Raw genomic sequence first — 24,070 nt, 5'->3', positions numbered from 1 at the left:
CATGTACAACTTCACCCGTTCGACCTCACGCGATGGGGGGCGCGCCAGCGGGCGCGCACGCGATCGAGGCAGCTGGAAGCGACGAGGAGCAGCGTTCGCTGCGGCCGTGGCCATCATCGTAGGAGGCGGAGCCGCCGCAACTCCCGCGCAGGCCCTTCCGCCTTCCAACCCGTGTGACGCATGGATGGTGATGATCGGTGTGCGAGGCACGGGGGCCCCCGCCGGTTCGAACCCTGGCCCCGGCGGCCGCGTCTGGCGCAGTGGCGGCATGGGCGACTTCGTCACATCCATCGCCAACGGTGTCGACACCAACGCCCCCGACGCCCTGCAGGGCATGTATCGCGTGTCCTTGAACTACCCGGCGACGGCGACGGTCAACCCGATCGACTCCAGCGGTGCCTACATCAACAGCCGAAACGCGGGCGTCGCGGCGTTGAAGGCGGAGCTCCAGTACTACGCGTCCTGCGCACGGCCGCCTTCCGTCACCCTGATCGGCTACTCCCAGGGTGCCGACGTCATCGGGACCGCACTCGGCCAAGTGAGCCAGAGCATCAGGAGCCGCGTCCAGGCCGCGGTTCTGTTGGGAGACCCCAGCTATCGCGCGAACCAGCCGATCAATGCTCCTGGTTTGAACCCGGGGGGAAGCGGCATGTTCTCGCAGACGCGAACGGACGCCATCCAGAATGCGTTGAACGGTATGACCTCGTACGGGTGGAACGCCGACACGCAGTCGATGGGAACCCGCCAACACGTGCGCGAGTACTGTCTGTACGGGGACGCCGCCTGTCAGAACCAGATCGCAACCGGGTGGAACATTCATGGGCAGTACGGAGCGTGGGTCAATGCAGCAACCAATTACATCAACAACGTCGTCCTCGACATCGGGTAAGTTCACGCGCTACGGCGTCTGGTTTCTTCTGCCGGTTGCTGCTGTCGCGTGGGTCGTCGTGCTCGCCACCGGAGTCTCCATCATGGGAATGATGCGGACGGTGGGAGACCTCATCGATGCGGCCAGCATCAGCGCAATCGCCGCGTTCTTCGCGGTACCCGTTCTCGGCGGCGCCGCCATCCTGCTGGATGCCAATCGTCACCACGGGGCCGCGAGGATCACTCGGATCGCTGCATTCGTCCTCGTCGGCCTCATGCTCGCCCTCGTAGCGGCGCTGCTCACCGCGGCACTGGGCCAGACGTCGTCGGGAGGCTGAGTCTTTCATCGCCCGGGACATCGACAGGCGGAGGGGGCCAGCGAGAAGCTGGCCCCCTCCGTCATCTATCGTGTCGTCGCCCTCCCGACCCGAACGGGCCCGGGGTGCATCGCACGAAGACCGAATCCCACCGATTCACATGAGACGGCTCGCGCTCCGACCCTCCGCCTGGCCTCAGCGCGCCGAACCTGCCAGTGACCCGGTCGTCTCCTGGACGGCGGGGTCGAAGAGCAGGCACGAGATCTCGCGGTCACCGTCGGCCCAGGTGCCCTCGGTGGGGGCGACGTACTGGTAGTTCAAAGCGGATTGGTCGTACGGAATGCCGACGAACGACGGGAACGCCGACTCGCAGCCCGTCTCGGCGGCCGAGGCGATGGCGTCGTCGCCGGGGAAGGAGCCCTCGGTCAGCAGGAAGCTGCTGAACACCTCGTAGGTGTGCGCGGTGCCGCACTCGACGATGTTGGACGAGCTGATGAATCCGCTCGGGACGTCGTCGAGGCAGACCCCGACGGGCAGGGTGAAGGTGTCCTCGTCGCCCGGAGCAGCCTCGCTGGGGCCGACGGTGACGCCACCGTCCTGCGGGAACGTGGGGACATCGAACGGGTCGGCGGAGGACGCCTTCGAACCGACGGTGAACGAGAAGATCAACAGGCCGATGACGGCGAGGATCGTCAGGACGCTGATGACCGCGCCCGCCACGATGCCGGTGATCGCGAGGCCGCGCCCCTTCTCGCCCGTGCGCTTGATCTGGGCGAGGGCGACCGCACCGGCGATGATGCCGCCGATGGGGAAGACGAAACCGAGGATGATCGCGAGGATCGAGATGCCGTTGGTGCGATCCGATGCGGCCGGCACGGTGCCATAGGGCGACGAGCCGTACGCGGGCGCGACCGTGTGAGCGCCGCCGACGGGAGCGCCGTCAGCCGGAGCGGCTCCGCCGTCGCCCGCAGAAGCCGCGCCGGGGTAGCCGGGAGGAGCGGGCGGCACCGGAGGCGCCCACGTGCTGTCGGTCGCGGCCGGCTGCTGCGCGTCGCCCGCGCCGGAAGGGGAAGCAGGCACACCCCCGACCAGCACGCCCTGCTCGGCCAGCCGAGCGCCCGCACGGTGAGCTGCATCGCGCACGACATCGCCGACCTTTGCGGCGCCGATCGCCCCGCCCTTGAAGAAGCCGCCCAGAGTGGAGTGCTCGAACGACGCGAGAGTCCCCTCGGGGATCTCCGAGAAGTGCACGTCGAAACGGACGTGCATGTCCTGTCCCGCGAACGCCCCGGCGACCAGGGTGGTGCCCATGCTCCCGCGCGACACGTCGAGGGATCCGGATGCCGTGGGCTGGGCCGTGAAGCCCTGTTCGGCGAGCGCGTAGCCGACCGCGTCTCGTGCGGAGTCGACGGGGACGGAGAGGCGAAGTTCGGCGGTGGCCATCGGATGCTCCTGGGGGATCACGGGCTGAAGACACTCAGCGCGCGTCCAGGTTAGTCCTGCGGCGCGGTCCGCACGACCGGATCGTCCGCAGCAGGGCGGGAGCGAACGAGGGGTCTCGCCTCCCGCCCGCCCGCCGGATCAGCGGATGCGACCGACGAGATCGTCGCGCGTCAGGGTGTCCGCCTCGGCGAGGACCGCGCGGGCGGCATCCCGAGCCTCCTCCACGTTCCACAGCAGGACGCCGACGACGCGGTCGTCGTCGAGGTAGTAGACGACCCCGCGGTCGGTGTCGATCCAGTCCTCGACCGTCTCGAGCGAGGAGTCGAGCGTGCCGATCGCCTCGTACCGGGTGCCGAAGACCGCCGAGTAGTAATAGGGGGTGTGCGTGTAGGGCTCGGCCGCGCCCGCGAGATTGCGACCGGCGGCCGCGCCCTGCTCGTTCGCGTTGTCGACGTGCTCGACGCGACGGCGCCCGAGCAGACGGTCGGGGTAGCTCGCGACGTCGCCCGCAGCGTAGACGTCGTCGGCCGATGTGCGCAGCTGCGCATCGACGTGCACGCCGTCGTCGACCTGAAGACCCGCCTTCTCGGCCAGGTCGACGGCCACTTCGATGCCGAGGCCGCTCACGACGGCGTCCGCGCTCACCTCATCGCCGTTCTCGAGTTCGAGGCGGGCGCCCGTGGCATCCACTTCTCCTCCTGCGACTTTGGAGCCCGAGACGATCTCGACCCCGGCGTCGCGGAAGAGCTTCTCGAAGCGCTCTGCCAGCGAGGCCGGGAACACCGCATCGCCGAGCACCGAACCCGTGTGGATGAGCACCGTCTCGACGCCGTTCTGCACGAGGGCGGCGGCGAGCTCGGAGCCGATATAACCGCCGCCGACGACGGCGATGCGGTCGAGGTCCTTCGCGAGGGCTCGGAGGTGTCGGTAATCCTCGGCGGTGCGGAAGGTCAGCGCCCGCTCGCCGTTCGAGTGGTCTTCGACGGGCAGGGGCACGGGCTTGCCGCCGGTGGCGATGAGGAGTTTGCCGTACGAGAACGTGTCGCCGTCGGCATCCACTTCGTGCGCGTCCGGGCGGATCGCCGTGGCGCGCGTCTGCAGCCGGATATCGGCGCCCGTGTCGTCGGAGGTGCCGAGGGGCACCTTGTCCCACGTGAACTCTTCGTCGGTCCACAGCTTCTTGCTCAGGGCGGGGCGCGTGTAGGGCTCGTCGACGTCGTCGCTCAGGATGCCGATCGAGCCGTCGGCGTCGATCTCGCGGATGCCACGGGCGGCGGTGTCGGCGACCATTCCGCCGCCGACGATGAGGTAGTCGAAGTGTGTGGTGGTCATGGCGAAAGCGTGACCGCTCGACCTGACCGGAGCGGATGGGTTGCGGGTGTCCCCGGCATCCGGTAGCGATGCGGCGGGCGTGCCGCCGCTCTCTCGTCGAGTGTCCACGACACTCCGTCAGCGCGCCGCTCGGTACGGCGTTTTCTGGACACTCGACGAGGAGGAGCCCGACCGCGCGCGGGCGGGGAGAACTAGGCTCGGACACATGAGCGTCGACCTCGAAAGCCTCTACACCGACCTGCACGCCCACCCGGAGCTGTCGTTCCAAGAGACGCGGACGGCGGGTGTCATCGCCCGGCATCTCGCGGACCTGGGGCTCGAGATCGAAGAGGGAGTGGGCCGCACCGGCCTCGTCACGAGCATCGTCAACGGCGACGGTCCCGTCGTGTGGCTGCGCGCCGACATGGACGGCCTGCCCGTCGAGGAGCAGACGGGCCTCGCCTACGCCAGCACCGCGCGCGGCACCGACCCCGCCGGCAACGCTGTTCCCGTCATGCACGCGTGCGGCCACGACATGCACGTCACCGCACTCATCGGCGCCCTCGAGCGCCTCGTCGCCACGCGCGAGGAGTGGTCGGGCACCGTCGTCGCGGTCTTCCAACCCGCCGAGGAGTACGGCGCGGGGTCGAAGGCGATGATCGCCGACGGCGTGCTGGAGCGGTTCCCGAAGCCCGACATCGTGCTCGGCCAGCACGTCACGCCCCTTCCCACCGGAATGATCGGCGTGCGTCCGGGCACCCAGATGGCGGCATCCGACGGTCTCACCGTCGTGCTCCACGGCCGCGGCGGGCACGGCTCGCGCCCGCACTCCACGATCGACCCGGTCGTGATGGCGGCCGCCACCGTCATGCGCCTGCAGACCGTCGTCTCGCGCGAGGTCGACCCGCGCGACGTCGCCGTCGTCACCGTCGGCTCGATCCACGCCGGCCTGAAAAACAACATCATCCCCGCCGAGGCGAAGCTCGAGCTCAGCCTGCGCTACCCCGACGACGCCGCGCGCGAACGGGTCATGACCAAGGTCGAGCGCATCATCCGCGCCGAGGCGGAGGCCTCGGGCGCGGAGCAGACGCCGACCATCACGACCGATCACACCCTGCCGCCGACCATCAACGACGCGGATGCCACGGCCCGGCTCACCGACGCGTTCCGGCGATCGTTCGGTGAGGGCTCGGTCGTCGACCCGGGCATGTTCACCGGCAGCGAGGACGTGTCGTGGTTCGCCCGCGAGTCCGGCGCTCCCCTGGTGTTCTGGTTCTGGGGCGGGGTCGACCCCGAAACGTTCCAGAAGGCGTTCGCAGGCGGCACGATCGAGCGGGACATCCCGACGAACCACTCCCCGTACTTCGCGCCGGTCATGCAGCCGACGATCGACCGCGGGGTCGAGAACCTGGTGGTCGCGGCGCGGGAGTTCCTGGGCTGAACGCGCTTCGACCTTCGGAGCGGGCCGGCTTCGCCGGCCCGCTCCGAAGGTAGGTGAGAGACGACGAGACGGCACCCCCCGGGGGGTGCCGTCTCGCGGTGGGCGTTTTTTCTGTCGCCGACCCTCAGGCGCGGCGCTCGCGCACGCGGCTGAGGACGGAGAACGCGATGCCCAGGGCGACAAGGAACGCAGCGGCGGCAAGCGCGGGCTCCGGGTCATCCGTTCCCGTGGCCGCGAGGCGCCCCGCGGCACTCGCCGGGCTGACAGCGGAGGGTGGCGTACCCGGTGTTGCCGACGACGTGCCCTGGGACGGGTTCACCGTTTGCGAGGGAGTCTGGGTCGCGTTGATGACGGTGATGGGCTGTTCCACCGAGCGGGCGTCATCTCCCGCGGGCGCGACCGTCAGGATGAGAGTGTGTGCTCCCGCGACCGTGTCCGAGGGGACGGTGCCGGTGAGCGTGAACGTGCCGCCGCTGCCGACCACCCCGGTGGCGAGGGTGACCGGAGTGGAGTGCAGCACGAGACTCAGGGCTGCGCCGGGCGGCAGGGCGCTCCCGGTCGCGGTCACGGAGTACCCCGCTTCGACCGTGCCGTCCGATGCGAGGGTCGCCCCGCCGGTCGTGTAAACCACGTCCAGCGCGAACGGGGTTGCGGTGAGGCTGCGGGAGAAGTCGCTCTTACCGACTCTGTTCGAGGCTCTGACGACGAACTGGGTAGGGGTTCCGTTCTTGAGCCCCGTTACCCTCGCGGTGGTAGTCGTCGTCGACGCGACACGCTCGAATTCGTCATCGCTGCGGTTGTAAGCGAGGACCGTGTACTCGGTCACGTCCGCGCCGCCGTCGTTCTCGGGGGCCTTCCAGCGCAGCGTGACCTCGCCATCACCCGTCGTCGCCGTGAGTCCGGTCGGCGCATCGGGGACGTCGGCAGGGGCGCCCTGGAAGGTCCGTTTCGTGCCTGAGACGTCGTAGAACGTGTCGCCGTCGAAAGCGGCGAAGCCGTAGTCGCTCACACCCGTCGTGAGGATCTTGAGGGCGGAGGGCTCAACCGAGCCCGAGGCGAGTTGCGCCGCAGAGACCTCGTAGATGACTCCTTCTCGGTCCAGCGCGCCCAACCCGCCGTCGGAGAGCAGCGAGAAGCCGTTGAACGGCGAGCCTGCCGATGAGGTGAGCAAGGGCGTCGAAACGCCGTCGCGGAGGACGTTGATCTGGTTGTCCTGAGATGTCGAGTAATAGATCGTGCCGTCGGGCGCCGCCGCAAGCGAGTTGAGAGAGGAGCTGGAAGTGGAGGTATAGACGACGTCGGCCAGCAGCAATTTCCACATGGGGCCCTTGCCCGCCTCGGGATTTCGGTTTAGCTCCGTCATGTTGACGCGGTAAATGTTGGGGTCGCTGTCGAGGGTGAGGAGAAGGTCGCCATTCGCCTCGGTGGCGACGGCCATGAAGTCGTCCGACGATTTGATGATCTGGTAAACATCGCCCGACGACGACGCCGCGGCCACACCAACCTCGCGCTGCGCGACGTACAGCGTCGAACCGTCCTGACTGAATGCCATCCCGTAGGCGTCGGGGATCGAGATCTGGTCAGGCCAATGCGACGAGTTGGGGGCAGCCGATGCGGCAGCGGCGGGTCCGCCGATCACCAGCAGCACGGCTGCTACTGCGCCAAGGAGACGGGGCCGTGATGGGTTGTAACGCATGGGGCCTTTCTGGTTCGTGGGAATGGCGCTCGCGCGGAATCGCTGTCGGCCAGAGGGGCAAGACCTGCGCCTGGCTCCGCGCCTCGCGCGCTCACGGATGACTCTTCGAACTGTATGATATGGAGCGAAACGGGTCAAAACGGACTTACACGGACTTACACGGACTTACACGGGCTTTCGGGCACGCGGCTCGACGATTCGCTCGCTGGAAGTCCAGCCCCTCCAAGCACGCCGACCCCGCGCGTAGCCTGACGGCCGTGACGTTCAACGACAATGCCCGCGTGGGCGGCAACTCGGCCAAGCGCCGGGGCGGAACCGTGGCGGCCGTGGGCGGCGGGGCCGTGGGCCTCGGCGCGGTGGTCGTGCTGCTCATCTCGATGTTCACCGGCACCGACCTGACGGGCCTGCTCGGCTCGGGCGGGGGCGCTGCGGCCCCCGGCAGCGGCGGCGAGCGGATCGCGAGCTGCGAGACGGGTCAGGATGCAAACGAAAACGACTCCTGTCGTCTCGCTGCGGCCTCGCTCGACATCGACCAGTTCTGGGCCGAGCGCCTCGACGGGTACCGCAAACCGCAGTTGGTCATCGTCGACGGACAGACGGGGAGCTCGTGCGGTACCGCCTCGAACGCGACCGGTCCGTTCTACTGCCCGCCGGACGAGACGGTGTTCGTCGATCCGACCTTCTTCTCGATCCTGCGAGAGCAGTACGACACCACAGCGGGGCCCCTCGCTCAGCTCTACGTGCTCGCCCACGAGTACGGCCACCACGTGCAGAGCCTCACCGGCGTGATGCAGCAGCACCCGAACAACGGCACGGGCGCCGACAGCAACGGCGTGCGCACTGAGCTGCAGGCCGATTGCTACGCGGGCGCCTGGGTTGCCGCGGCGAGCGAGCAGGTGGACGAGAACGGCACCCCGTACCTGCAGCCGCCCACCGACCAGCAGATCCTCGACGCCCTGTCCGCCGCTTCGGCCGTCGGCGATGACCACATCCAGACCGAAGCGGGCCAGATCTCCAACCCCGACAGCTTCACGCACGGCTCGAGCGAGCAGCGCACGCGCTGGTTCGACGAAGGCCGCCAGGGCGGCGTCAACGCCTGCGACACGTTCTCGGTGCCCGGCGGGAGCCTGTAAGCCCGTCGCGCGGCGCGAGCAGCGGTCGTCCCGCGGACTCGGCGGTCCACACCCCGCCTCCGGATGCCGAAACCCGGCGCGCCCGGCCCGGACTCCGCGAAACGGAGGGTGGGGCGGAGGCGCCGGGTCGTGGCATCCGGAATCACTCCTTGTCGGACGGCTCCTGGTCCTCGCGCGGGCGACGGCTGAGGATCACGACGACGATCACACCGACCAGCACGATCGCTCCGCCTCCGATCAGCAGGCCCACCGTCAGGCCGGACACGCCGCCCGAGGTCGAGGGCGCTGCCACCGGGGTCTCGGCGGGAGCCGCGCCCTGGGCGCTCGCGCACGGCGAGGAATCCGCTCCGGCCGAGGTGTTCTCGCCGGTGTACGTGAACGGGATCTCGCCCGAGACGGGGTGTCCGTCGGACGAGACCGCGCGCCACTCCACCGTGTACGCGCCGGGTGCCCCCAGGGCGACCGGGAGGGTCAGGGTGGGGCCGGCGAGAGCCACGCACTCGCTCTCGTAGTGCTTGCCGTCGGGGCCGACCACGATGACGATGTTGCCGCCGTCGTAACCGAGCAGGTTGGCGCTGAAACCGAGTGCGACCTCCGACAGCGACGAGACGCTCTCGCCCTCCGCGGGCGTCGACGAGACGAGACTGTCGTGGGCCGAGGCAGCCGTCGCCCCGCCGAGGGCGGCGGTCATCGCCGCAGCGACGACCACCGCCCCGACCAGGGCCCGGCGCAGAGCGTTCCGGGTGACCATACTCAGCTGCGCTTCGGGCGACGCGACACCGCGAAGGCGCCGAGCAGGGCGCCGACGACCGCGATCACGAGAGCCGCGATGCTGAGGCCCAGCGACAGACCCGAGGAGTCGCCGGTCTGGGACGAGGCCTCCATCGAGTGGTCGTCCATCGTCGGCGCGGCCGAAGCGCTGCCGTGGCCGCTGTGTCCGCCGTGCCCGCTCGCGGGCGGGGTGTCGTTGATGTAGAGCACCGGGGCGGGCTCGAGCGTGTCGTCAGCCGCGACCTGCTCGGGGGTGTTCGTCCAGTCGACGACCGAGCCGTCGGAGTAGGTCTGCACGGCGGGGAGCACGAGGTGCCCGGTGTCGGGGATGGGCCCGAGCACCGCCGAGAAGATCTGGAACTGGTCCTGTCCGATACCCACGCCGGGGTCGGCCTGCCAGACGATCTTGAGCGGGCCGTCCGAGACGGTGTTGCCGTCGACCTCGACGGGAGCGGGCAGCGCCCCCTTCTCGACGGTGGCGGTCCACCCCGGGACGGGCTCGACGAGCACCGAGGTCAGCGGGGTGTCGGTGGGCAGAGTGACCTCGAGCTTGACGGTGGAGGCCGTCTCGGACTCGGTGGGAACGCGGAAGTTGACCGTGGCGTAGCTGCCCGGGGTGGCCGTGTTGGGGTTCACGGTGACGTGGGCCGAAGCCGCGAGCGGAACGGCGATCGCCAGGGCCGCACCGGCGGCGAGGCCGGCGAGGGCACGGCGGAGAGTGGTCTTTCGAGACATGGTGCTGCTTTCTGAGAGGTGCGCACGCCGAATCGGCGTTTTTCACGCGCGAAGGATGAGGGGTGGGGATCAGGCCGCGAGCGGCGGACCCCGGTGCCTCATCGACGACAGCACCGTCATCGTCGTGGTCAGCAGCACCGGCGCGGGCGCCGAGACGACGGCATCCGGCCGCGGGGGAAGCCCCCGGAAGGGTCGTAGCGCCGACAGCACCGCGACGAAGAACCGCGCGATGACCTGTACCGCGCGCTCCCCCCGACCGAGGGCGACGACCGTCACGAGAGCGGCGACGGCGTGCGCAGCCCACATCCACGGTGACTCCGAGGCGTGTGCCGACGCGCTGTGCGCTCCGGTGGCGCTGAGGACGGATGCCGCGGCGTGGTGACCGGCCGGGACGAATCCGCCCTGGAGGTCGAGCACGAGCAACGCGTGGAAAAGCGCTTGGCTCAGCACGACCGCGAGCGACAGGCGCACCCAGGACATCGCACGCCCCGCGAGCAGGACGCACACGGGAGCGGCCAGGCACAAGGCCAGCACGATGTTTCCGAGAGGCGGTCGCTCGGCCGATACGGCCGAGTGCGAGAGGGTCGCCACGAACGTCGCGACCGCGGCTGCGGCCATGCCGCGCCCCGTCCGCTGCGCGCGCCCTGCTCTCGACGACATCGAATCCTCCGGGTCCAGCCTAGGTGGCGGGCCCGCGGAGGGTGACGAGGAGTGTTCCGCCGTCGAGACACCCGCGGGACCGCGCATACGATCGCGGGGGGCGCGAGCACAACCGCGGGGCGTTCATTCGACGCGCCGGATATCGGTCGACGGCCCCGCCCGTGGGCACAAGGCCGAGGCCTGGTGGTCCCGTGTCGGACCCCTTCGGTAACGTCGGGCCATGGCCGATGACGCGATCCACGACACCGACTCCGCCCTGGCGTACGGCTCCGACATCCTGCGCGGCGAGCGCGTGCGGTTACGCGCGCTGACCGACGCCGACCTCGACCCGCTCGTCGACTGGTGGCAGCGCAGCGACAGCGCCGTGCTGCAACAGAACAGCGTGAGCCTGCGCCCCACGGCATCCGTCCGCGAGATGTTCCAGGCGTGGAGCCGCAACGACTCCCCGGGCGGCGCGGGCTTCAGCATCGATGACGAGACCGGTCGGCTCATCGGTCACGCGACGCTGTGGGGAGCCGCCCTGCCCGCGCGCATCGCGACGTTCGCGATCATCCTCGGCCCCGACGCGGTCGGACGCGGATACGGCCCGGATGCCACTCGCACCCTGCTGCGGTACGGGTTCGACGAGCTCGGGGTGCACAAGGTCGAGCTGCGCGTCTGGGCCTTCAACGACCGTGCCATCCGGGCTTACGAGAAGGCCGGATTCGTCCGTGAGGGCGTGCGGCGCGCGGTGGCGTTCCACGGCGGGCGTTTCCATGACGAGGTGCTGATGGGCGTGCTGGCCGAGGAGTTCCGCGCGGGCTGACGGCGCCCTAGACGCGCGAGCCTCGATCCACCGTCGGACTGACCACTCCCGCGCGGTCGTCGACCAGGCGGCGGCGCCCGATCCACCCCGTGAGCCCACGACCATCGGGCCACACGAGCAGGAGCGCCGCGGTCGTCAGCGCCAGGAGAACGGCGAGGAGCGACCACGGTGCCGGCAGCCCGGCGAGGATCGCGTACGACCCGGCCCCGGTCGCGAAGCGCAGGGGTCGCGCGACCCACGCCGGCAGGACGCCGTTCGTGAACCGCACACGCGTGGCGAGGTCACCGATCGAGCGACCCGTCGCCAGGATCACGCCGAGCCACAGCCCCGCCGAAGCGATCGTCCCCGCCACCGACGCGACGCGGTCGGTCGAGAACGACGACGTCTCACCGAGAAGCAGCACGAGCGCGGCCTGCACCACCACGGCCACGGCGAAGCCCACCAGCCAGACGCCCACGACGTCGCACACAAGTCCCAGCAGACGGCGGCGACGCGTCACGGGGCGCGGGGTGTCGGCATCCGCAGCTCTCTCCACACCCCGGTGCTGCGCCGGGACGACGAACGCGAGGAACGACCCGATCAGAGCGCCGCTGGTGTTCGAGATGAGATCGTCGACATCGAAGACGCGGTAGGCGCAGGGGAACAGACCCCAGACGCCCGTCAGCTGCGTCGTCTCGATGATCCCCGAGGTCGCGAAGCCGACGAGACCCGCGATCAGGATGCCGCGACCCCCGAGCACCCGTAAGAAGAAGCCGAGCGGGGCGAACAGCAGCACGTTCAGCGCCACCTGCAGAACGACGGGGTCGGTCAGGTACCGGCCCGAGGCGGCGACGGCCGCGCGGACCTCGTCGACGAACGCGAAGGGGTGCAGGTTCACGCCCGCGCAGCGGTAGACCTCGGAGTCGGGCAGGGGGATGAGCGTGTACGTCCAGATCGCCCAGAAGTACACGGCCGCCCCCGCCCACAGGAGCGAGCGCCACACCGTGAGCCGACCGCGACGCCGATAGCTGACCGCGACGAACGGCACGAAGGCGAGGATCGCGACCACGGCACCCGCGACGACAGCGAGAACGCCCGAGCCCACGATGTTGTCCACCCCGAGAGCCTAGGCAGAATCGCTCGGGCCCGTAGCCTGGGCGCATGACCCGCGCCGCCGCCCTTCGAGACGCGCTCGTCGCTCGTATCGACGACACCGGCTTCGCCGCGCACGGCGTGCACGCGCGCGTGGGCGACGACGTCGCGATGCACCGGTGGACGCCGGATGTGCGGGAAGAGATCCACTCCGTCGCGAAGGCCGTCGCGGTGCTGGCCGCCGGAATCGCCGCCGACGAGGGGCTCGTGTCGCTCGACGACCCGGTTCGCTCGATGCTTCCCGCCGCAACGCCTGTCACTCTGCGAGAGCTGCTCTCGATGTCGAGCGGCATCGATCTGCCCTGGTCCGAGACGATGATGACCGACTGGCCCGATCTCGCCGCGGAGTTCTTGTCTCGCCCCTCGAGCGGCCGGGTGTTCCAATACTCGAACGCCAGCACCTATACGGCGATGGCCGCGTTGTCGCAGCGGACCGGCGACATCGAGGACTTCCTGCGCCCGCGCCTGTTCGCCCCGATGGGATGGACCGATGTGTCGTGGCGCCGCTGCCCGAACGGTCGCGTCCTCGGCGGCGAGGGCCTCGAGCTGCGCACCGCCGAGCTGGCGCGTCTCGGTCTGCTCATCCGCGACGGCGGCGTCATCGACGGCCATCGGGTGGTCTCGGAGGGGATCGTGGATGCCATGCACTCGGGGTGGGTCGACACCGGCAGCCCCGGCGCCGGGTACCGCCGCTACGCCCTCGCGGGATGGGACGGACCGGGCGACGCCTGGCGCCTGCACGGTGCCCACGGGCAGCTCGTCGTCTTCACCGGCGATGCCGTCGTCACGGTGACCGCGCACGATCATGAGGGCGCTGACGCGGTCGCGGAATTCATCGGGAATAGGGCCGCGAAGTGAGCGTTTCTCGCATTGCGAGAATGCGCCGCTAGGTCACGGTCTGGCGACCATGCATTGAACAGCGTGCGCGTCAGATTGCGCATGGCCTCCAGTGCGCGTAGTGTCGCGCGCCGTGACTGACGAAAGTCGCGTTGACGGCGAAGAGACGCCGATCGCGAAACGCATCCTGATCGGCGAGCCCCTCACCTCCGAGAAACTCGACGAGCAGCTCCTCCCGAAGAAGATGGCGCTGCCGATCTTCGCCTCCGACGCGCTGTCCTCCGTGGCCTATGCGCCACAGGAGCTGCTGATGATCCTGCTGATCGGCGGAACGGCCCTGCTGACCCTGAGTCCATGGGTCGCCGTCGCCGTGGTGACGCTGCTCGTCGTGGTCGTGTTGAGCTACCGGCAGCTCATCAAGGCCTACCCCTCGGGCGGCGGCGACTACGAGGTGGCGAGCAAGAACCTGGGCGAGGTGCCGGGCGTGATCGTGGCCGCGGCGCTCCTGGTCGACTACGTGCTCACGGTCGCCGTGTCGGTGGCATCCGGAGTCGACAACATCATCTCGGCCCTGCCGGAGTTGAATCCGTTCCGCGTCGAGATCGCCGTCGGTTTCGTCATCCTCATCGTGATCGTGAACCTGCGCGGCGTGCGCGAGGCGTCGAGCGTCTTCGCCATCCCGACCTACCTGTTCATCGGGTCGGTCGGCGTGATGATCGTCGTGGGCCTCGCGCGCACACTGCTCGGAGACGCGCCGCACGCCTCGAGCGCGGACTACGGCGTGCAGGCGGAATCGTTGACGCAAGCGGCGCTGATCCTGTTGGTGCTGCGCGCGTTCTCGAGCGGCTGCTCCGCCTTGACCGGCGTCGAGGCCGTGTCGAACGGCGTGCCCGCCTTCCGCATGCCGAAGATCCGCAACGCCCAGACGACGCTGACCCTGATGGGCGGCATCGCCATCGTGCTGTTCGCGGGCCTGACGATGCTGGCCCTCATCTCGGGCGTGCACTACGCCGAGAACCCCTGCCACCTCATCGGCTTCGACTGTGCGAACAACCCGCAACCGAGCCTCATGGCCCAGGTCGCCGCCGCGACCTTCGGCATGAACAGCATCCCGTTCTTCATCATCCAAGCCGCCACGGCGTGCGTGCTGCTGCTCGCCGCCAACACCGCCTTCAACGGCTTCCCGCTGCTCGGCGCCGTGCTCGCCCGCGACGGCTACGCCCCCAAGGCGCTGAACACCCGCGGCGACCGGCTGGTCTACTCGAACGGCATGATCATCCTGGGCATCGTCGCCATCGGCGTGCTGATCGTCTACCAGGCCAACCTCACGACGCTGATCCAGCTCTACATCATCGGCGTCTTCGTCTCGTTCTCGCTCGGGCAGATCGGCATGGTCAAGCACTGGCGCCGCGCGCTGCGCGGGTTGAAGGACCTGCCGCCCGAGGCGGCGAAGCAGCAGTCGGCCGCGATCGAGCGCCGCTCGGCGATCTCGGGCCTGTGGATCAACTCCGTCGGCGCGGCGATGACCGTGCTGGTGCTGCTCATCGTCACGATCACGAAGTTCACGCACGGCGCGTGGCTGGTGTTCATCGCGATCCCGATCCTCGCGGTGCTGATGATCGGCGTGAACCGCTACTACCGCGACGTCGAGCACGAGATCCGCATGGACGAGACCGTGCACTTCGGCTCGTCGGGAGACGTGGCGATCGTGCTGGTGAACCGCCTGCAGAAGCCCGTCATGAAGGCGATCGACTACGCACTGGCCGCCAACCACCAGAAGACGCTCGCGGTCCACGTCGCCATCACCGACGAAGATGCGGCGAAGCTGCAGAAGGAGTGGGCCGAGCACGACATGCCCATCCCCCTGGTGATCATCGACTCCCCGTATCGCACGTACACCTCGCCGGTGTCGACGTTCATAAAGAAGTACCGCGAGAACAACGGCTCGGCCGTGGTGACCGTGTACCTGCCGCAGTTCATCGTCGGCCACTGGTGGGAGTCGATCCTGCACAACCGCCGCTCGCGCCGCCTCGCGCACCAGCTCATGCTGGTGCACGGCGTCTCGATCACGCTCGTCCCGTGGCTGCTGGATTCGTCCGAGGTCATCTACGGTCGCCGCTCGCGCCCCCTGCCCGGACAGCAGCGCGGTGGACAGCCGGTGGCCGAGGTCACGGCCCACCGCCCGAAGAAGACCCCGCCCGGTTCGGCATCCTGAGTCTGGCCCGACGCCCCCACCTTCGTGGTGGGGGCGTCGGTGTTCTCGCTGCCCCGTCGACTGTCCAGAGCACGCCGCGGGGAGGGTGAGGCGCCACGGTGGAACTGCACCGCCATGTCGCGTCGCAAGCCGGGAGAGCTTCCGTGCAGGCCACTGATAGTGATCGCGGGCAGAGGCCTCGCGCCGAGCCATGATCTGGCCGACGGCGCGGATGGCGCCTCTCTACCTTCTTCCGCGGTATTTCGTGGGAAGCTCTTCGAATGAACAACGATATCTTCGTCGCTTATGGCAGCGAATCGGCTCTGCGAGCGGAGACCATGCGGGACGCCGTTGAGAGCCTGCGGAGTCGCAAGGTTCGCGCAGAATCGTGGGAAAACATGAGCATCGCGGGACAAATTCTCATAGAAGAGATTTGTCGGAAGATCGACGAATCATCGCACGTTTTCGCTGAGGTGAGCAGCATGAATAGCAACGTGCTGTTCGAAGCTGGCTATGCCCTCGGACGAGACAAGCACTTGTTCCTGCTAATGGATGAGACGGACGCAACGGCCACACGCCTTTGGAGCGAGATCTCACTCCTTGGATCGATTGGTCGAGTCGACTACGGGGGCTCCGTTCAGACATTGGTCTCCCAGTGGTTTTCCAATAACTCAACAAAAAGACCCGGACTACTTGACGGACTTCTAGCCGGAGGCAAACCCAAGGAAGCGGATGCTATCTTCGCCCCAGCGCTCCCCATTAAGTTTCAAGCGGCTACCAGCCTGGAACGCTTCCTAGAACGCCGCTCGGACCTCAAACTGCTCGGCAGTGAGGATGATTTAGGGCTCGCGCCGCTGGCATTCTACGCTAAGGAGATATATCGGTCTTCTGCGGCAGTATTTCACCTTCTCGCCCCGAACCGCGTGAAAGCGTTGGAGCATAACGCTCGGGCAAGCTTTTTAGCGGGCCTCGCCCACGGGCTGGAAATTCCGACACTGATCGTGGCAGAGAGCGGTTTCAAAGCCCCACTCGACTACCGGGACATGCTCTACGTGTACCCGACGTCTGCAAAGCTAACCGACCATGTCGGCGAATGGCTGAATACGCTGCCGACCTCGTCTGGCGGCAGGAAAAGATTGGGGCGCCTTGTCCTTGACGTCGAATTGCCCATCTCCAGTTTCGGACAGTACGTCGCGGAGTATGAAAGAGAAGAACTAAGCGACTACTTCATCAACACCAGCGAGTTCGCGAGCATCATGCGCGGCGACGCGAAGATATTCGTGGGAAGGAAAGGCACTGGCAAGACCGCCACAATGCTGCAGGCGGTGGATGATCTGAGGAAGGACCGGCGGAACCTCGTAGTATCGGTCAAGCCGTCTGGGTACGAACTTGCGGACTTGATCGCCGTAGCCAGAAACATTGGCGCGGATTCAGACTATGTACTTCACGCCCTCTGGTCCTTCCTCCTATATACGGAGATCGCCTGCCACGCAGTACGGTACAACGGCGGTCGCAATAAGGCAGCGGGCGCCGACGACGCGACGAACGCGCTTTCGGAGGAGCTAGACTCGCTTGGAATCTCCCCCACAGACGACATGTCGGCTCGACTAGAATCCGCAGTGGCACGACTACAGGAGAAAAACCGCCGCCCCGGGGAGCAAGACCGAGAATTCATCGCGCGCGAACTTCGATCGCATAGGCTGGGCGACCTGCGCCGTCTCACGTTAGGCGCAACGCAAATTTACAATCGCGTTGCGGTTCTCATCGACAATCTTGATAAAGCATGGGAAAACGGCGCCGATTACGCAGTAATGGCCCGATTTATTCTTGCTCTTCTCACTACGGTGGGGAGCCTGGAGCGCGAATTCCAACGACCCGCGAACGCCACGGACCAAGGTGTCCGCCTGTCTCTGACCGTCTTCCTGCGCGCCGACATATTCGACCGAGTCGCAAACGTGGCACGCGAGCCAGATAAAATACGCGTCCTTGCGGTTCATTGGCAAGATGAAGAACTCCTATCCAGGGTATTGGAAGAGCGCTACTCTGCCATGAAGAGCGCCAAAGCCCCTCACGCCGAAAAAGACCTGTGGGATGACTTGTTTGCAACTGAGGTCAGAGGCGCGCCGATGCGCGACTATGTGCTCTGGCGCACACTCCCTCGCCCTAGGGACATCATCTATTTAGCCAACTCGGCTCTGACTACCGCTATCAATCGTAGGCATCGAACGATTGAAGCGTCTGATGTTCTCTTTGCAGAGGGGCAGTACTCTAAGTTCGCTTTCGACGCATTGATTGTAGAAAGCGATGCAGAAGAGTTTGATCTGGAGGAAATTTTGTACGAGTTCGCCGGAGTTGGTGCCACGATGACCGAGGACGAGGTGAATGAGGTGCTTTCGCCAGCGACTGACGCAGGGGCCGTCATTAATTGGCTAATGCGAACATCATTCCTCGGGGTGGAGGTAGCGCCCGGCGAGTTTAGGCACGTCGAGGGACGAACTAATGCCAAGCGTCAACTACGTCTCGCGCGGCGCTTTGCGGAGCGTCAAGCCACACCTATCCGCTTCCGTGTTCACCCCGCGTTTCGGCATCACCTCGAGATAAGGGACGATGACCTCCACGACGGCACTTCTGCTTCTCATGGATCTGAAGTGCTCTCCCCCAACTGAGTCCGCGGCCGTTAGCATCTTTTGCACTTCGCTAGAGCGGGTTTATCCTCACCGACGGGGCCTGCCTCAGGGATCAGGCCCGATCGCGGCAGATCGGTGGACGCCGACGGACGTCTCCGACAGGGTGGATGCCATGCCAGTACTCGCCCTGCTGACCCTCGTGGTGATGGTGGTCGCCCTCGTCGATGTCATCACCCGGCGCGAAGACCAGGTGAAGCACCTGCCGAAATTCGCGTGGATCATCTTCATCGTGCTGCTGCCGCTGATCGGGTCGATCCTGTGGTTCGCCCTCGGCCGGGAGTATGAGACGCGAGCGACGCCGATGTCCTTCGGCGACCCGCGGCGCTGGCAGAAGGACACCGACCCCGCTCCCCCGCCGGCCGCTGCTCGCGAGACCCGCACCACCGAGCAACAGATCGCCGACCTCGAGCGCGAGATGCGCCTCGCCGACCTCGAGGAGCAGGTGCGCCGCCGCCGCGCCGAGGGCGGCGCTCAGCCATAACGCTCACGCCGCGCTGCCCCCTCCCCGCGGCCCGCTCCCCGCGGCCCACCCCTGTTGAGTGTCCAAAACACCCGGACGGTTTTCAAAAGCGTCCGGGCGTTTTGGACACTCAACGTCAGGCATGGGGGGAGGGGGCGGGAGGGCGGGAGGGAGGGCGGGATGGCGGGGCGGGGCGGGTCAGTCCGTCGGACGACGGCGCATCCTCTTCACGTCGGTGCGGCGCTGCTTGGCCTGCAGGCGGCGCTCCCTCGATCCGCGGGTGGGCTTCGTCGCGCGGCGCGGCGGGGCGGGAGGCGCCACGGCCTCGGCCACCAGAGCGGCGAGCCGTGCCCGCGCGGCATCGCGATTGCGCAGCTGCGCCCGATGCTCGGATGCCGCGATCGTCAGCACCCCGCCGACGAGCCGGTCGCCGAGCCGCTCGATGAGCCGCTCACGCTGCACCCGCGACAGAACGGTCGAGGCCGCGGCATCCCACATCAACTCGACCCTCGAGTCGGCGGTGTTCACTCCCTGACCGCCCGGGCCCGAGGAACGCGAGAACCGCCACGACAGCTCCGCCGCCGGGATCACCAGCCCCGCGCTGACGCGCACGTCGGATCCGTCGGAGGAAAGCATGCCTCCATCATGCGCGGTCGGCACCGACGCCGATGGTCTCGAGACTGCATCTGGCCGACACGTCGGCGTCAGCCTGCAAGCGGGATGTCAGCGAGTTGCCGTCTCGGCGGCGGCGGCGATCGAGCAGAGCGCCCCGTAAGCACTCCGTATGTGTCCGTCGGCGACCCGTAGGGAAAGCGTTAGGGCGCCGGGATGCCGTGACCTCGAGGAGTTGTATCGACACACGTGCCGCCCCGCGGCGCCCGCGGTCCGCCGCGGACACACCCGAATCTGGAGTCGTCGTGCTCGATGCCGTCTTCCTCGCCGCGATCGTCGCGCTCTTCGCGCTGATCGCCCTCGTCGCGAAGGGGGTCGAGAAGCTGGGCCCCGAGGCCCGCCCCTCGACGTCCCGCACCACCGGACGAGGGGGCGAGCGCCCGTGATCTTCTTCTCGATCCTCGCCGCGGTCCTCGCGGTCGCCGCCGTCGTGTACCTCGTGGTCGCCCTCGTCCGACCGGAGAAGTTCTGACCCATGGATAGCGGAACCATCTGGTCGATCGTCCTGACCAGCCTCACTCTTCTCGTCGCCCTGGGCCTGGCCTACCGCCCCCTCGGCGACTACATCGCCCGCATCTACACCGGTCAGCGCGACCTCGCCGTCGAGCGGGGCACCTACCGCCTGATCGGCGTCGACCCCCGCAGCGCCCAGACCTGGCAGGCCTACCTGCGCTCGGTGCTGCTGTTCTCGTTCGTCGGGGTCGTCTTCGTGTACGCGATCATGCGCCTGCAGGCCGTGCTGCCGCTCTCTCTCGGCTTCGACGCCCCGGGCGAGGCGTTGTCGTTCAACACGGCCGTCTCCTTCGTCACGAACACCAACTGGCAGTCCTACGGCGGAGAGACCACGCTCGGCTACACCGTGCAGTTCGCCGCCCTCACCGTGCAGAACTTCGTCAGCGCGGCCGTCGGCATCGCCATCGCGGTCGCTCTCGTGCGCGGGTTCGCCTACCGCCGCAGCGGTGTGATCGGCAACTTCTGGGTCGACCTGGTGCGCGGCACCTACCGCCTTCTGCTGCCGTTCTCGATCGTCGCGGCGGTCGTGCTGCTCGCCGGTGGCGTCATCCAGAACCTCTCGGGCTTCACGGATGCCACGACGGTGGCGGGCGCGGCCCAGTCGATCCCCGGCGGACCGGTCGCCTCGCAGGAGGCGATCAAGCTCCTCGGCACCAACGGCGGCGGGATCTTCAACACGAACTCCGCCCACCCGTTCGAGAACCCCACCCCCTGGACGAACCTCTTCGAGATCTTCCTCATGCTGGTGATCCCGTTCTCGCTCCCCCGTGCCTTCGGCCGGATCGTGAACGACGACCGCCAGGGCTACACGATCCTCGGCGTCATGGGCGCGATCTTCGTGGCATCCGCGGCTCTTCTCACCTGGGCCGAGATGGCCGGGAACGGGACGGCCCCGATGCTCGCCGGCGGCGCCATGGAGGGCAAAGAGGTGCGCTTCGGCATCTTCGGTTCGACGCTCTTCGGCACGACCAGCACGCTGACCTCGACCGGTGCGGTCAACTCGATGCACGACAGCTACACGGCGCTCGGCGGCATGATGCCGATGATCAACATGATGCTCGGTGAGATCGCCCCCGGCGGTGTCGGATCGGGCCTGTACGGCATGCTCATCCTCGCCGTGATCGCGGTGTTCGTCGGCGGCCTGCTGATCGGGCGCACCCCCGAGTACCTGGGCAAGAAGATCGGGCCGAAAGAGATCAAGCTCGCGAGCCTGTACATCCTCGTCACACCCACGCTCGTGCTCGCCGGAACCGCGCTGAGCTTCGGGATTCCCGGCATCCGGGACGACGTCGAGACCACCTCGATCCTCAATCCGGGCGTGCACGGCCTGAGCGAAGTGCTCTACGCCTTCACCTCGGCGGCGAACAACAACGGCTCCGCGTTCGCCGGTCTCACGGCCAACACCCCGTGGTTCAACACGGCACTGGGGGTGGCGATGCTCCTCGGCCGGTTCCTGCCGATCGTGTTCGTGCTGGCCCTGGCGGGTTCTCTCGCGGCCCAGGATGCCGTGCCCTCCACCGCCGGAACCCTGCCGACGCACCGCCCGCAGTTCGCGGGTCTGCTCGCCGGCGTCGTCGTGATCGTCACGGCCCTCACCTACTTCCCGGTCCTCACCCTCGGACCCCTCGCTGAAGGACTTACCCGCTGATGTCCACCCTCACCCACGCGCCGGTCCCCGCTGCCGACGAGGCGCCGGCCGCCCCGCGCCGCGCGTTCAGCGCCGCTCAGGTCGTCGCCGCCCTCCCGGGCGCGGCCAAGAAGCTCAACCCCGCCGCCCAGTGGCGCAACCCCGTGATGTTCCTCGTCTGGGTCGGTGCGGCCCTGACGACGCTCATCGCGATCGCCGAGCCGTTCCTCGGCGGCGACGACACCGGCCTCCCCTTCGGCTTCACCTGGGGAATCGCGGTCTGGCTGTGGCTCACGGTGTTCTTCGCGAACATCGCCGAGTCCGTGGCCGAGGGCCGCGGCAAGGCGCAGGCCGCGACCCTGCGCAAGACCCGCACGACGACCTCGGCCCGCCGCGTGGTCTCGTACTCCCCCACCGACCCCTCGGCATCCGGTGCCGCCACCGAAGACGTCCCCTCGGGCGACCTCCGCGTCGGCGACATCGTGCTGGTCGAGACCGGGGAACTCATCCCCGGCGACGGCGACATCGTCTCGGGCATCGCGACCGTCGACGAGTCGGCGATCACGGGAGAGTCGGCCCCGGTCGTCCGCGAGTCGGGCGGTGATCGCAGCGCCGTCACCGGCGGCACGCGCGTGCTCAGCGACCGCATCGTGGTGAAGATCACGTCGAAGCCCGGCGAGACCTTCGTCGACCGCATGATCGCGCTCGTCGAGGGCGCGTCGCGCCAGCGCACGCCCAACGAGATCGCGCTGAACATCCTGCTCGCGAGCCTGTCGATCGTGTTCGTCGTCGTGGTTCTGGTGCTGAACCCGATCGCCTCGTATGCGGCGTCGCCGGTGTCGATCCCGGTCCTGGTCGCGCTGCTGGTCTGCCTGATCCCCACGACCATCGGTGCTCTGCTGAGCGCGATCGGCATCGCGGGCATGGACCGTCTCGTGCAGCGCAACGTGCTCGCGATGTCGGGTCGCGCGGTCGAGGCCGCGGGAGACGTCACCACCCTGCTGCTGGATAAGACCGGCACCATCACCTACGGCAACCGTCGCGCGTCGGCCTTCGTGCCGATGAAGGGCGTCGGGAGCCCCGAGCTCGCCGAGTACGCCTCGCTGTCGTCGCAGGCCGACCCCACGCCCGAGGGCGTCTCGGTGGTCGAGCTGGCCGCAGCTCAAGGCATCGTCGCCGACATGCCCCGCGGTGCGGAGCCCGTACCCTTCACCGCCCAGACTCGCATGAGCGGCCTCGACCTGGTCGACGGCACACAGGTGCGCAAGGGCGCGAGCTCGGCCGTGCTCGCGTGGCTCGAGGCCTCGGGCAGCCCGGTCGCCCCGGCGTTGCGCGCGCAGCTGATGAGCGAGACGGATGCCATCGCCCAGTCCGGCGGCACGCCCCTGGTGGTCGCGACCCTGTCGAAGGGCGTGGGGCAGGTGCTCGGCGTCATCCACCTCAAGGACGTCGTCAAGGACGGTCTGCGCGAGCGCTTCCAGGAGCTGCGCGCGATGGGGATCCGCACCGTGATGATCACGGGCGACAACCCGCTCACCGCGAAGGCGATCGCCGCCGAGGCCGGGGTCGACGACTTCCTCGCCGAGGCGACGCCCGAGGACAAGCTCGCCCTCATCCAGCGCGAGCAGGAGGGCGGCAACCTCGTCGCGATGACCGGCGACGGCACGAACGACGCTCCCGCCCTGGCGCAGGCCGATGTGGGCGTCGCGATGAACACGGGCACCTCGGCGGCGAAAGAGGCCGGCAACATGGTCGACCTCGATTCCGACCCGACCAAGCTCATCGACATCGTCCGCATCGGCAAGCAGCTGCTCATCACGCGCGGCGCCCTGACCACGTTCTCGCTCGCCAACGACATCGCGAAGTACTTCGCGATCATCCCGGCGATGTTCATGGGCGTGTTCCCGGGCCTCGCGGCGCTGAACATCATGGGTCTGCACTCCCCGGCATCCGCCGTCACGAGCGCGATCATCTTCAACGCGATCGTGATCATCGTGCTCATCCCCCTCGCGCTGCGGGGCGTGAAATACCGCGCCGCGAGCGCGTCGAGCATCCTCAGCCGCAACCTGCTCGTCTACGGGCTCGGCGGCGTCATCGTCCCCTTCATCGGCATCAAGCTCATCGACCTCGTCGTGAGCCTGCTCCCCGGTTTCTGAAAGGCCCCGTCATGCGCACCACCCTGCGTACCACCGCCGTCGCCGTCCGCGCGATGGTCGTCTTCACCCTCCTCCTCGGGGTCGCCTACATGCTGCTGATCACCGCGGTCGGACAGGTCGCCCTACCGTTCCAGGCGAACGGATCGCTCATCAAGACCGCCGACGGGACCGTCGCCGGCTCGCAGCTGATCGGGCAGTCGTTCCAGGATGCCGACGGCAACGCGCTCCCGCAGTACTTCCAGTCGCGACCGTCTGCTGCGAGCTACGACTCCTCGGCCTCGACCGGCTCGAACCTGGGCCCCGAGAACAGCGACCTGATCTCGTCCATCCAGGACGGTCGGACCACGTTCGAGTCGCTGAACGGCCCGGGCTCGATCCCCGCCGACGCGGTGACCGCCTCGGGCTCGGGCCTCGACCCCGACGTCTCGGTCGAGAACGCTGAACGCCAGGTCGCGCGCATCGCGCAAGCCCGCGGCATCCCGTCATCCGAGGTCTCCGCGCTCGTCGCCGAGCACACGCTGCCCCGCGATCTCGGGTACCTCGGCGACCCGCGCGTGAACGTCGTGGAGCTCAACCGCGCGCTCGACGCCCGCTGAGCGACGAGAATCACTGTC

Annotated in this window: 22 protein-coding genes; 14 read left to right on the top strand and 8 right to left on the bottom strand. The window is 68.1% G+C overall.

The features are described 5' to 3' along the window. The first annotated feature begins 1 nt into the window (after position 1). On the top strand, positions 2-889 hold the full coding sequence (locus NE358_RS00760; protein WP_499318147.1) for a cutinase family protein: 888 nt from the start codon (positions 2-4) through the stop codon (positions 887-889). A gap of 100 nt (positions 890-989) precedes the next feature. Next, the gene (locus NE358_RS00755; protein WP_289940481.1) at positions 990-1,205 is read left to right on the top strand and encodes a hypothetical protein; all 216 of its coding nucleotides are present in this window, start codon (positions 990-992) and stop codon (positions 1,203-1,205) included. A gap of 174 nt (positions 1,206-1,379) precedes the next feature. On the opposite strand, the gene NE358_RS00750 is transcribed toward NE358_RS00755, so the two are convergent. Both NE358_RS00750 and NE358_RS00745 read right to left on the bottom strand, forming a co-directional pair. Then, positions 1,380-2,627: a DUF4190 domain-containing protein gene (locus tag NE358_RS00750; RefSeq protein ID WP_141378409.1), complete on the bottom strand. Its 1,248-nt coding sequence runs from the start codon at positions 2,625-2,627 to the stop codon at positions 1,380-1,382. A 138-nt stretch (positions 2,628-2,765) separates the two neighbouring features. Beyond that, positions 2,766-3,959, bottom strand: a complete 1,194-nt coding sequence (locus tag NE358_RS00745) for an NAD(P)/FAD-dependent oxidoreductase (protein ID WP_289940474.1) — start codon at positions 3,957-3,959, stop codon at positions 2,766-2,768. Between the two features lie 205 nt (positions 3,960-4,164). On the opposite strand from NE358_RS00745, the gene NE358_RS00740 reads away from it, so the two are divergent. Then, on the top strand, positions 4,165-5,379 hold the full coding sequence (locus NE358_RS00740) for an amidohydrolase (RefSeq protein WP_289940472.1): 1,215 nt from the start codon (positions 4,165-4,167) through the stop codon (positions 5,377-5,379). 124 nt (positions 5,380-5,503) lie between these two features. Here the strand turns inward: NE358_RS00740 and NE358_RS00735 are convergent, their stop codons facing one another. Then, a complete protein-coding gene (locus tag NE358_RS00735) occupies positions 5,504-7,027 on the bottom strand; it encodes a fibronectin type III domain-containing protein (protein ID WP_289940470.1) in 1,524 nt (507 codons plus the stop codon). Between the two features lie 305 nt (positions 7,028-7,332). Here NE358_RS00735 and ypfJ point away from each other — a divergent pair, with 305 nt between their 5' ends. Beyond that, the gene (gene ypfJ, locus NE358_RS00730; RefSeq protein WP_141376892.1) at positions 7,333-8,208 is read left to right on the top strand and encodes a KPN_02809 family neutral zinc metallopeptidase; all 876 of its coding nucleotides are present in this window, start codon (positions 7,333-7,335) and stop codon (positions 8,206-8,208) included. Positions 8,209-8,350: 142 nt separating this feature from the next. On the opposite strand, the gene NE358_RS00725 is transcribed toward ypfJ, so the two are convergent. The 3 genes from NE358_RS00725 to NE358_RS00715 all read right to left on the bottom strand — a co-directional run bounded on the left by NE358_RS00725 (position 8,351) and on the right by NE358_RS00715 (position 10,332). Continuing rightward, on the bottom strand, positions 8,351-8,959 hold the full coding sequence (locus tag NE358_RS00725; protein WP_289940466.1) for a copper resistance CopC family protein: 609 nt from the start codon (positions 8,957-8,959) through the stop codon (positions 8,351-8,353). Between the two features lie 2 nt (positions 8,960-8,961). Further along, entirely contained in the window at positions 8,962-9,714 is a 753-nt protein-coding gene (locus NE358_RS00720) for a YcnI family copper-binding membrane protein (RefSeq protein ID WP_141376898.1), read from the bottom strand. Between the two features lie 69 nt (positions 9,715-9,783). Then, positions 9,784-10,332 (bottom strand): hypothetical protein, encoded by a 549-nt coding sequence (locus NE358_RS00715; protein WP_103207054.1) that lies wholly within the window; start codon positions 10,330-10,332, stop codon positions 9,784-9,786. 262 nt (positions 10,333-10,594) lie between these two features. Between NE358_RS00715 and NE358_RS00710 the strand changes: the two genes are divergently transcribed. Beyond that, positions 10,595-11,179, top strand: coding sequence for a GNAT family N-acetyltransferase (locus tag NE358_RS00710; RefSeq protein ID WP_103207055.1), 585 nt, complete (start codon positions 10,595-10,597; stop codon positions 11,177-11,179). 7 nt (positions 11,180-11,186) lie between these two features. On the opposite strand, the gene NE358_RS00705 is transcribed toward NE358_RS00710, so the two are convergent. After that, positions 11,187-12,275 carry a VanZ family protein gene (locus NE358_RS00705; RefSeq protein WP_289940454.1) on the bottom strand — a complete coding sequence of 363 codons (1,089 nt, stop codon included), beginning with the start codon at positions 12,273-12,275 and terminating at the stop codon, positions 11,187-11,189. A 44-nt stretch (positions 12,276-12,319) separates the two neighbouring features. Between NE358_RS00705 and NE358_RS00700 the strand changes: the two genes are divergently transcribed. From NE358_RS00700 to NE358_RS00685, 4 genes are all read left to right on the top strand, one after another. Beyond that, positions 12,320-13,168, top strand: coding sequence for a serine hydrolase domain-containing protein (locus tag NE358_RS00700; protein WP_289940451.1), 849 nt, complete (start codon positions 12,320-12,322; stop codon positions 13,166-13,168). 112 nt (positions 13,169-13,280) lie between these two features. After that, entirely contained in the window at positions 13,281-15,362 is a 2,082-nt protein-coding gene (locus tag NE358_RS00695) for an APC family permease (protein WP_499318143.1), read from the top strand. 260 nt (positions 15,363-15,622) lie between these two features. Further along, positions 15,623-18,007 (top strand): P-loop ATPase, Sll1717 family, encoded by a 2,385-nt coding sequence (locus NE358_RS00690; RefSeq protein WP_289940446.1) that lies wholly within the window; start codon positions 15,623-15,625, stop codon positions 18,005-18,007. Between the two features lie 133 nt (positions 18,008-18,140). Beyond that, on the top strand, positions 18,141-18,509 hold the full coding sequence (locus NE358_RS00685) for a PLD nuclease N-terminal domain-containing protein (RefSeq protein ID WP_289940444.1): 369 nt from the start codon (positions 18,141-18,143) through the stop codon (positions 18,507-18,509). A 177-nt stretch (positions 18,510-18,686) separates the two neighbouring features. Here NE358_RS00685 and arfB read toward each other — a convergent pair whose 3' ends face one another. Next, positions 18,687-19,124: an alternative ribosome rescue aminoacyl-tRNA hydrolase ArfB gene (arfB, locus tag NE358_RS00680; RefSeq protein ID WP_289940441.1), complete on the bottom strand. Its 438-nt coding sequence runs from the start codon at positions 19,122-19,124 to the stop codon at positions 18,687-18,689. Between the two features lie 281 nt (positions 19,125-19,405). On the opposite strand from arfB, the gene NE358_RS00675 reads away from it, so the two are divergent. Genes NE358_RS00675 through kdpC form a run of 5 tightly spaced genes read left to right on the top strand, consistent with a single transcriptional unit; the run spans position 19,406 to position 24,052 of the window. Continuing rightward, a complete protein-coding gene (locus NE358_RS00675) occupies positions 19,406-19,546 on the top strand; it encodes a hypothetical protein (protein ID WP_170210662.1) in 141 nt (46 codons plus the stop codon). Beyond that, the gene (gene kdpF, locus NE358_RS00670; protein ID WP_074696280.1) at positions 19,543-19,632 is read left to right on the top strand and encodes a K(+)-transporting ATPase subunit F; all 90 of its coding nucleotides are present in this window, start codon (positions 19,543-19,545) and stop codon (positions 19,630-19,632) included. Before NE358_RS00675 ends, kdpF begins: the two co-directional genes overlap by 4 nt. Positions 19,633-19,635: 3 nt before the next feature. Next, a complete protein-coding gene (gene kdpA, locus NE358_RS00665) occupies positions 19,636-21,321 on the top strand; it encodes a potassium-transporting ATPase subunit KdpA (RefSeq protein WP_141376904.1) in 1,686 nt (561 codons plus the stop codon). Continuing rightward, the gene (kdpB, locus tag NE358_RS00660; RefSeq protein WP_289940435.1) at positions 21,321-23,456 is read left to right on the top strand and encodes a potassium-transporting ATPase subunit KdpB; all 2,136 of its coding nucleotides are present in this window, start codon (positions 21,321-21,323) and stop codon (positions 23,454-23,456) included. Before kdpA ends, kdpB begins: the two co-directional genes overlap by 1 nt. Before the next feature lie 11 nt (positions 23,457-23,467). Beyond that, positions 23,468-24,052, top strand: a complete 585-nt coding sequence (gene kdpC, locus NE358_RS00655; protein WP_289940434.1) for a potassium-transporting ATPase subunit KdpC — start codon at positions 23,468-23,470, stop codon at positions 24,050-24,052. Positions 24,053-24,070 lie beyond the last annotated feature (18 nt).

The organism is Sphingomonas sp. G5 (assembly GCF_052660795.1).
Note: the sequence above shows the minus strand (reverse complement) of the source record. Positions and strands in the feature narration are given on the sequence as shown.

Bases quoted from the DNA above. Each gene is read 5' to 3' on its own strand.
- NE358_RS00760 (WP_499318147.1), top strand. From the start codon at position 2: ATGTACAACTTCACCCGTTCGACCTCACGCGATGGGGGGCGCGCCAGC.
- NE358_RS00750 (WP_141378409.1), bottom strand. From the start codon at position 2,627: ATGGCCACCGCCGAACTTCGCCTCTCCGTCCCCGTCGACTCCGCACGA.
- NE358_RS00745 (WP_289940474.1), bottom strand. From the start codon at position 3,959: ATGACCACCACACACTTCGACTACCTCATCGTCGGCGGCGGAATGGTC.
- NE358_RS00740 (WP_289940472.1), top strand. From the start codon at position 4,165: ATGAGCGTCGACCTCGAAAGCCTCTACACCGACCTGCACGCCCACCCG.
- NE358_RS00725 (WP_289940466.1), bottom strand. From the start codon at position 8,959: ATGGTCACCCGGAACGCTCTGCGCCGGGCCCTGGTCGGGGCGGTGGTC.
- NE358_RS00720 (WP_141376898.1), bottom strand. From the start codon at position 9,714: ATGTCTCGAAAGACCACTCTCCGCCGTGCCCTCGCCGGCCTCGCCGCC.
- NE358_RS00715 (WP_103207054.1), bottom strand. From the start codon at position 10,332: ATGGCCGCAGCCGCGGTCGCGACGTTCGTGGCGACCCTCTCGCACTCG.
- NE358_RS00710 (WP_103207055.1), top strand. From the start codon at position 10,595: ATGGCCGATGACGCGATCCACGACACCGACTCCGCCCTGGCGTACGGC.
- NE358_RS00700 (WP_289940451.1), top strand. From the start codon at position 12,320: ATGACCCGCGCCGCCGCCCTTCGAGACGCGCTCGTCGCTCGTATCGAC.
- NE358_RS00690 (WP_289940446.1), top strand. From the start codon at position 15,623: ATGAACAACGATATCTTCGTCGCTTATGGCAGCGAATCGGCTCTGCGA.
- NE358_RS00685 (WP_289940444.1), top strand. From the start codon at position 18,141: ATGCCAGTACTCGCCCTGCTGACCCTCGTGGTGATGGTGGTCGCCCTC.
- arfB (WP_289940441.1), bottom strand. From the start codon at position 19,124: ATGCTTTCCTCCGACGGATCCGACGTGCGCGTCAGCGCGGGGCTGGTG.
- kdpA (WP_141376904.1), top strand. From the start codon at position 19,636: ATGGATAGCGGAACCATCTGGTCGATCGTCCTGACCAGCCTCACTCTT.
- kdpB (WP_289940435.1), top strand. From the start codon at position 21,321: ATGTCCACCCTCACCCACGCGCCGGTCCCCGCTGCCGACGAGGCGCCG.
- kdpC (WP_289940434.1), top strand. From the start codon at position 23,468: ATGCGCACCACCCTGCGTACCACCGCCGTCGCCGTCCGCGCGATGGTC.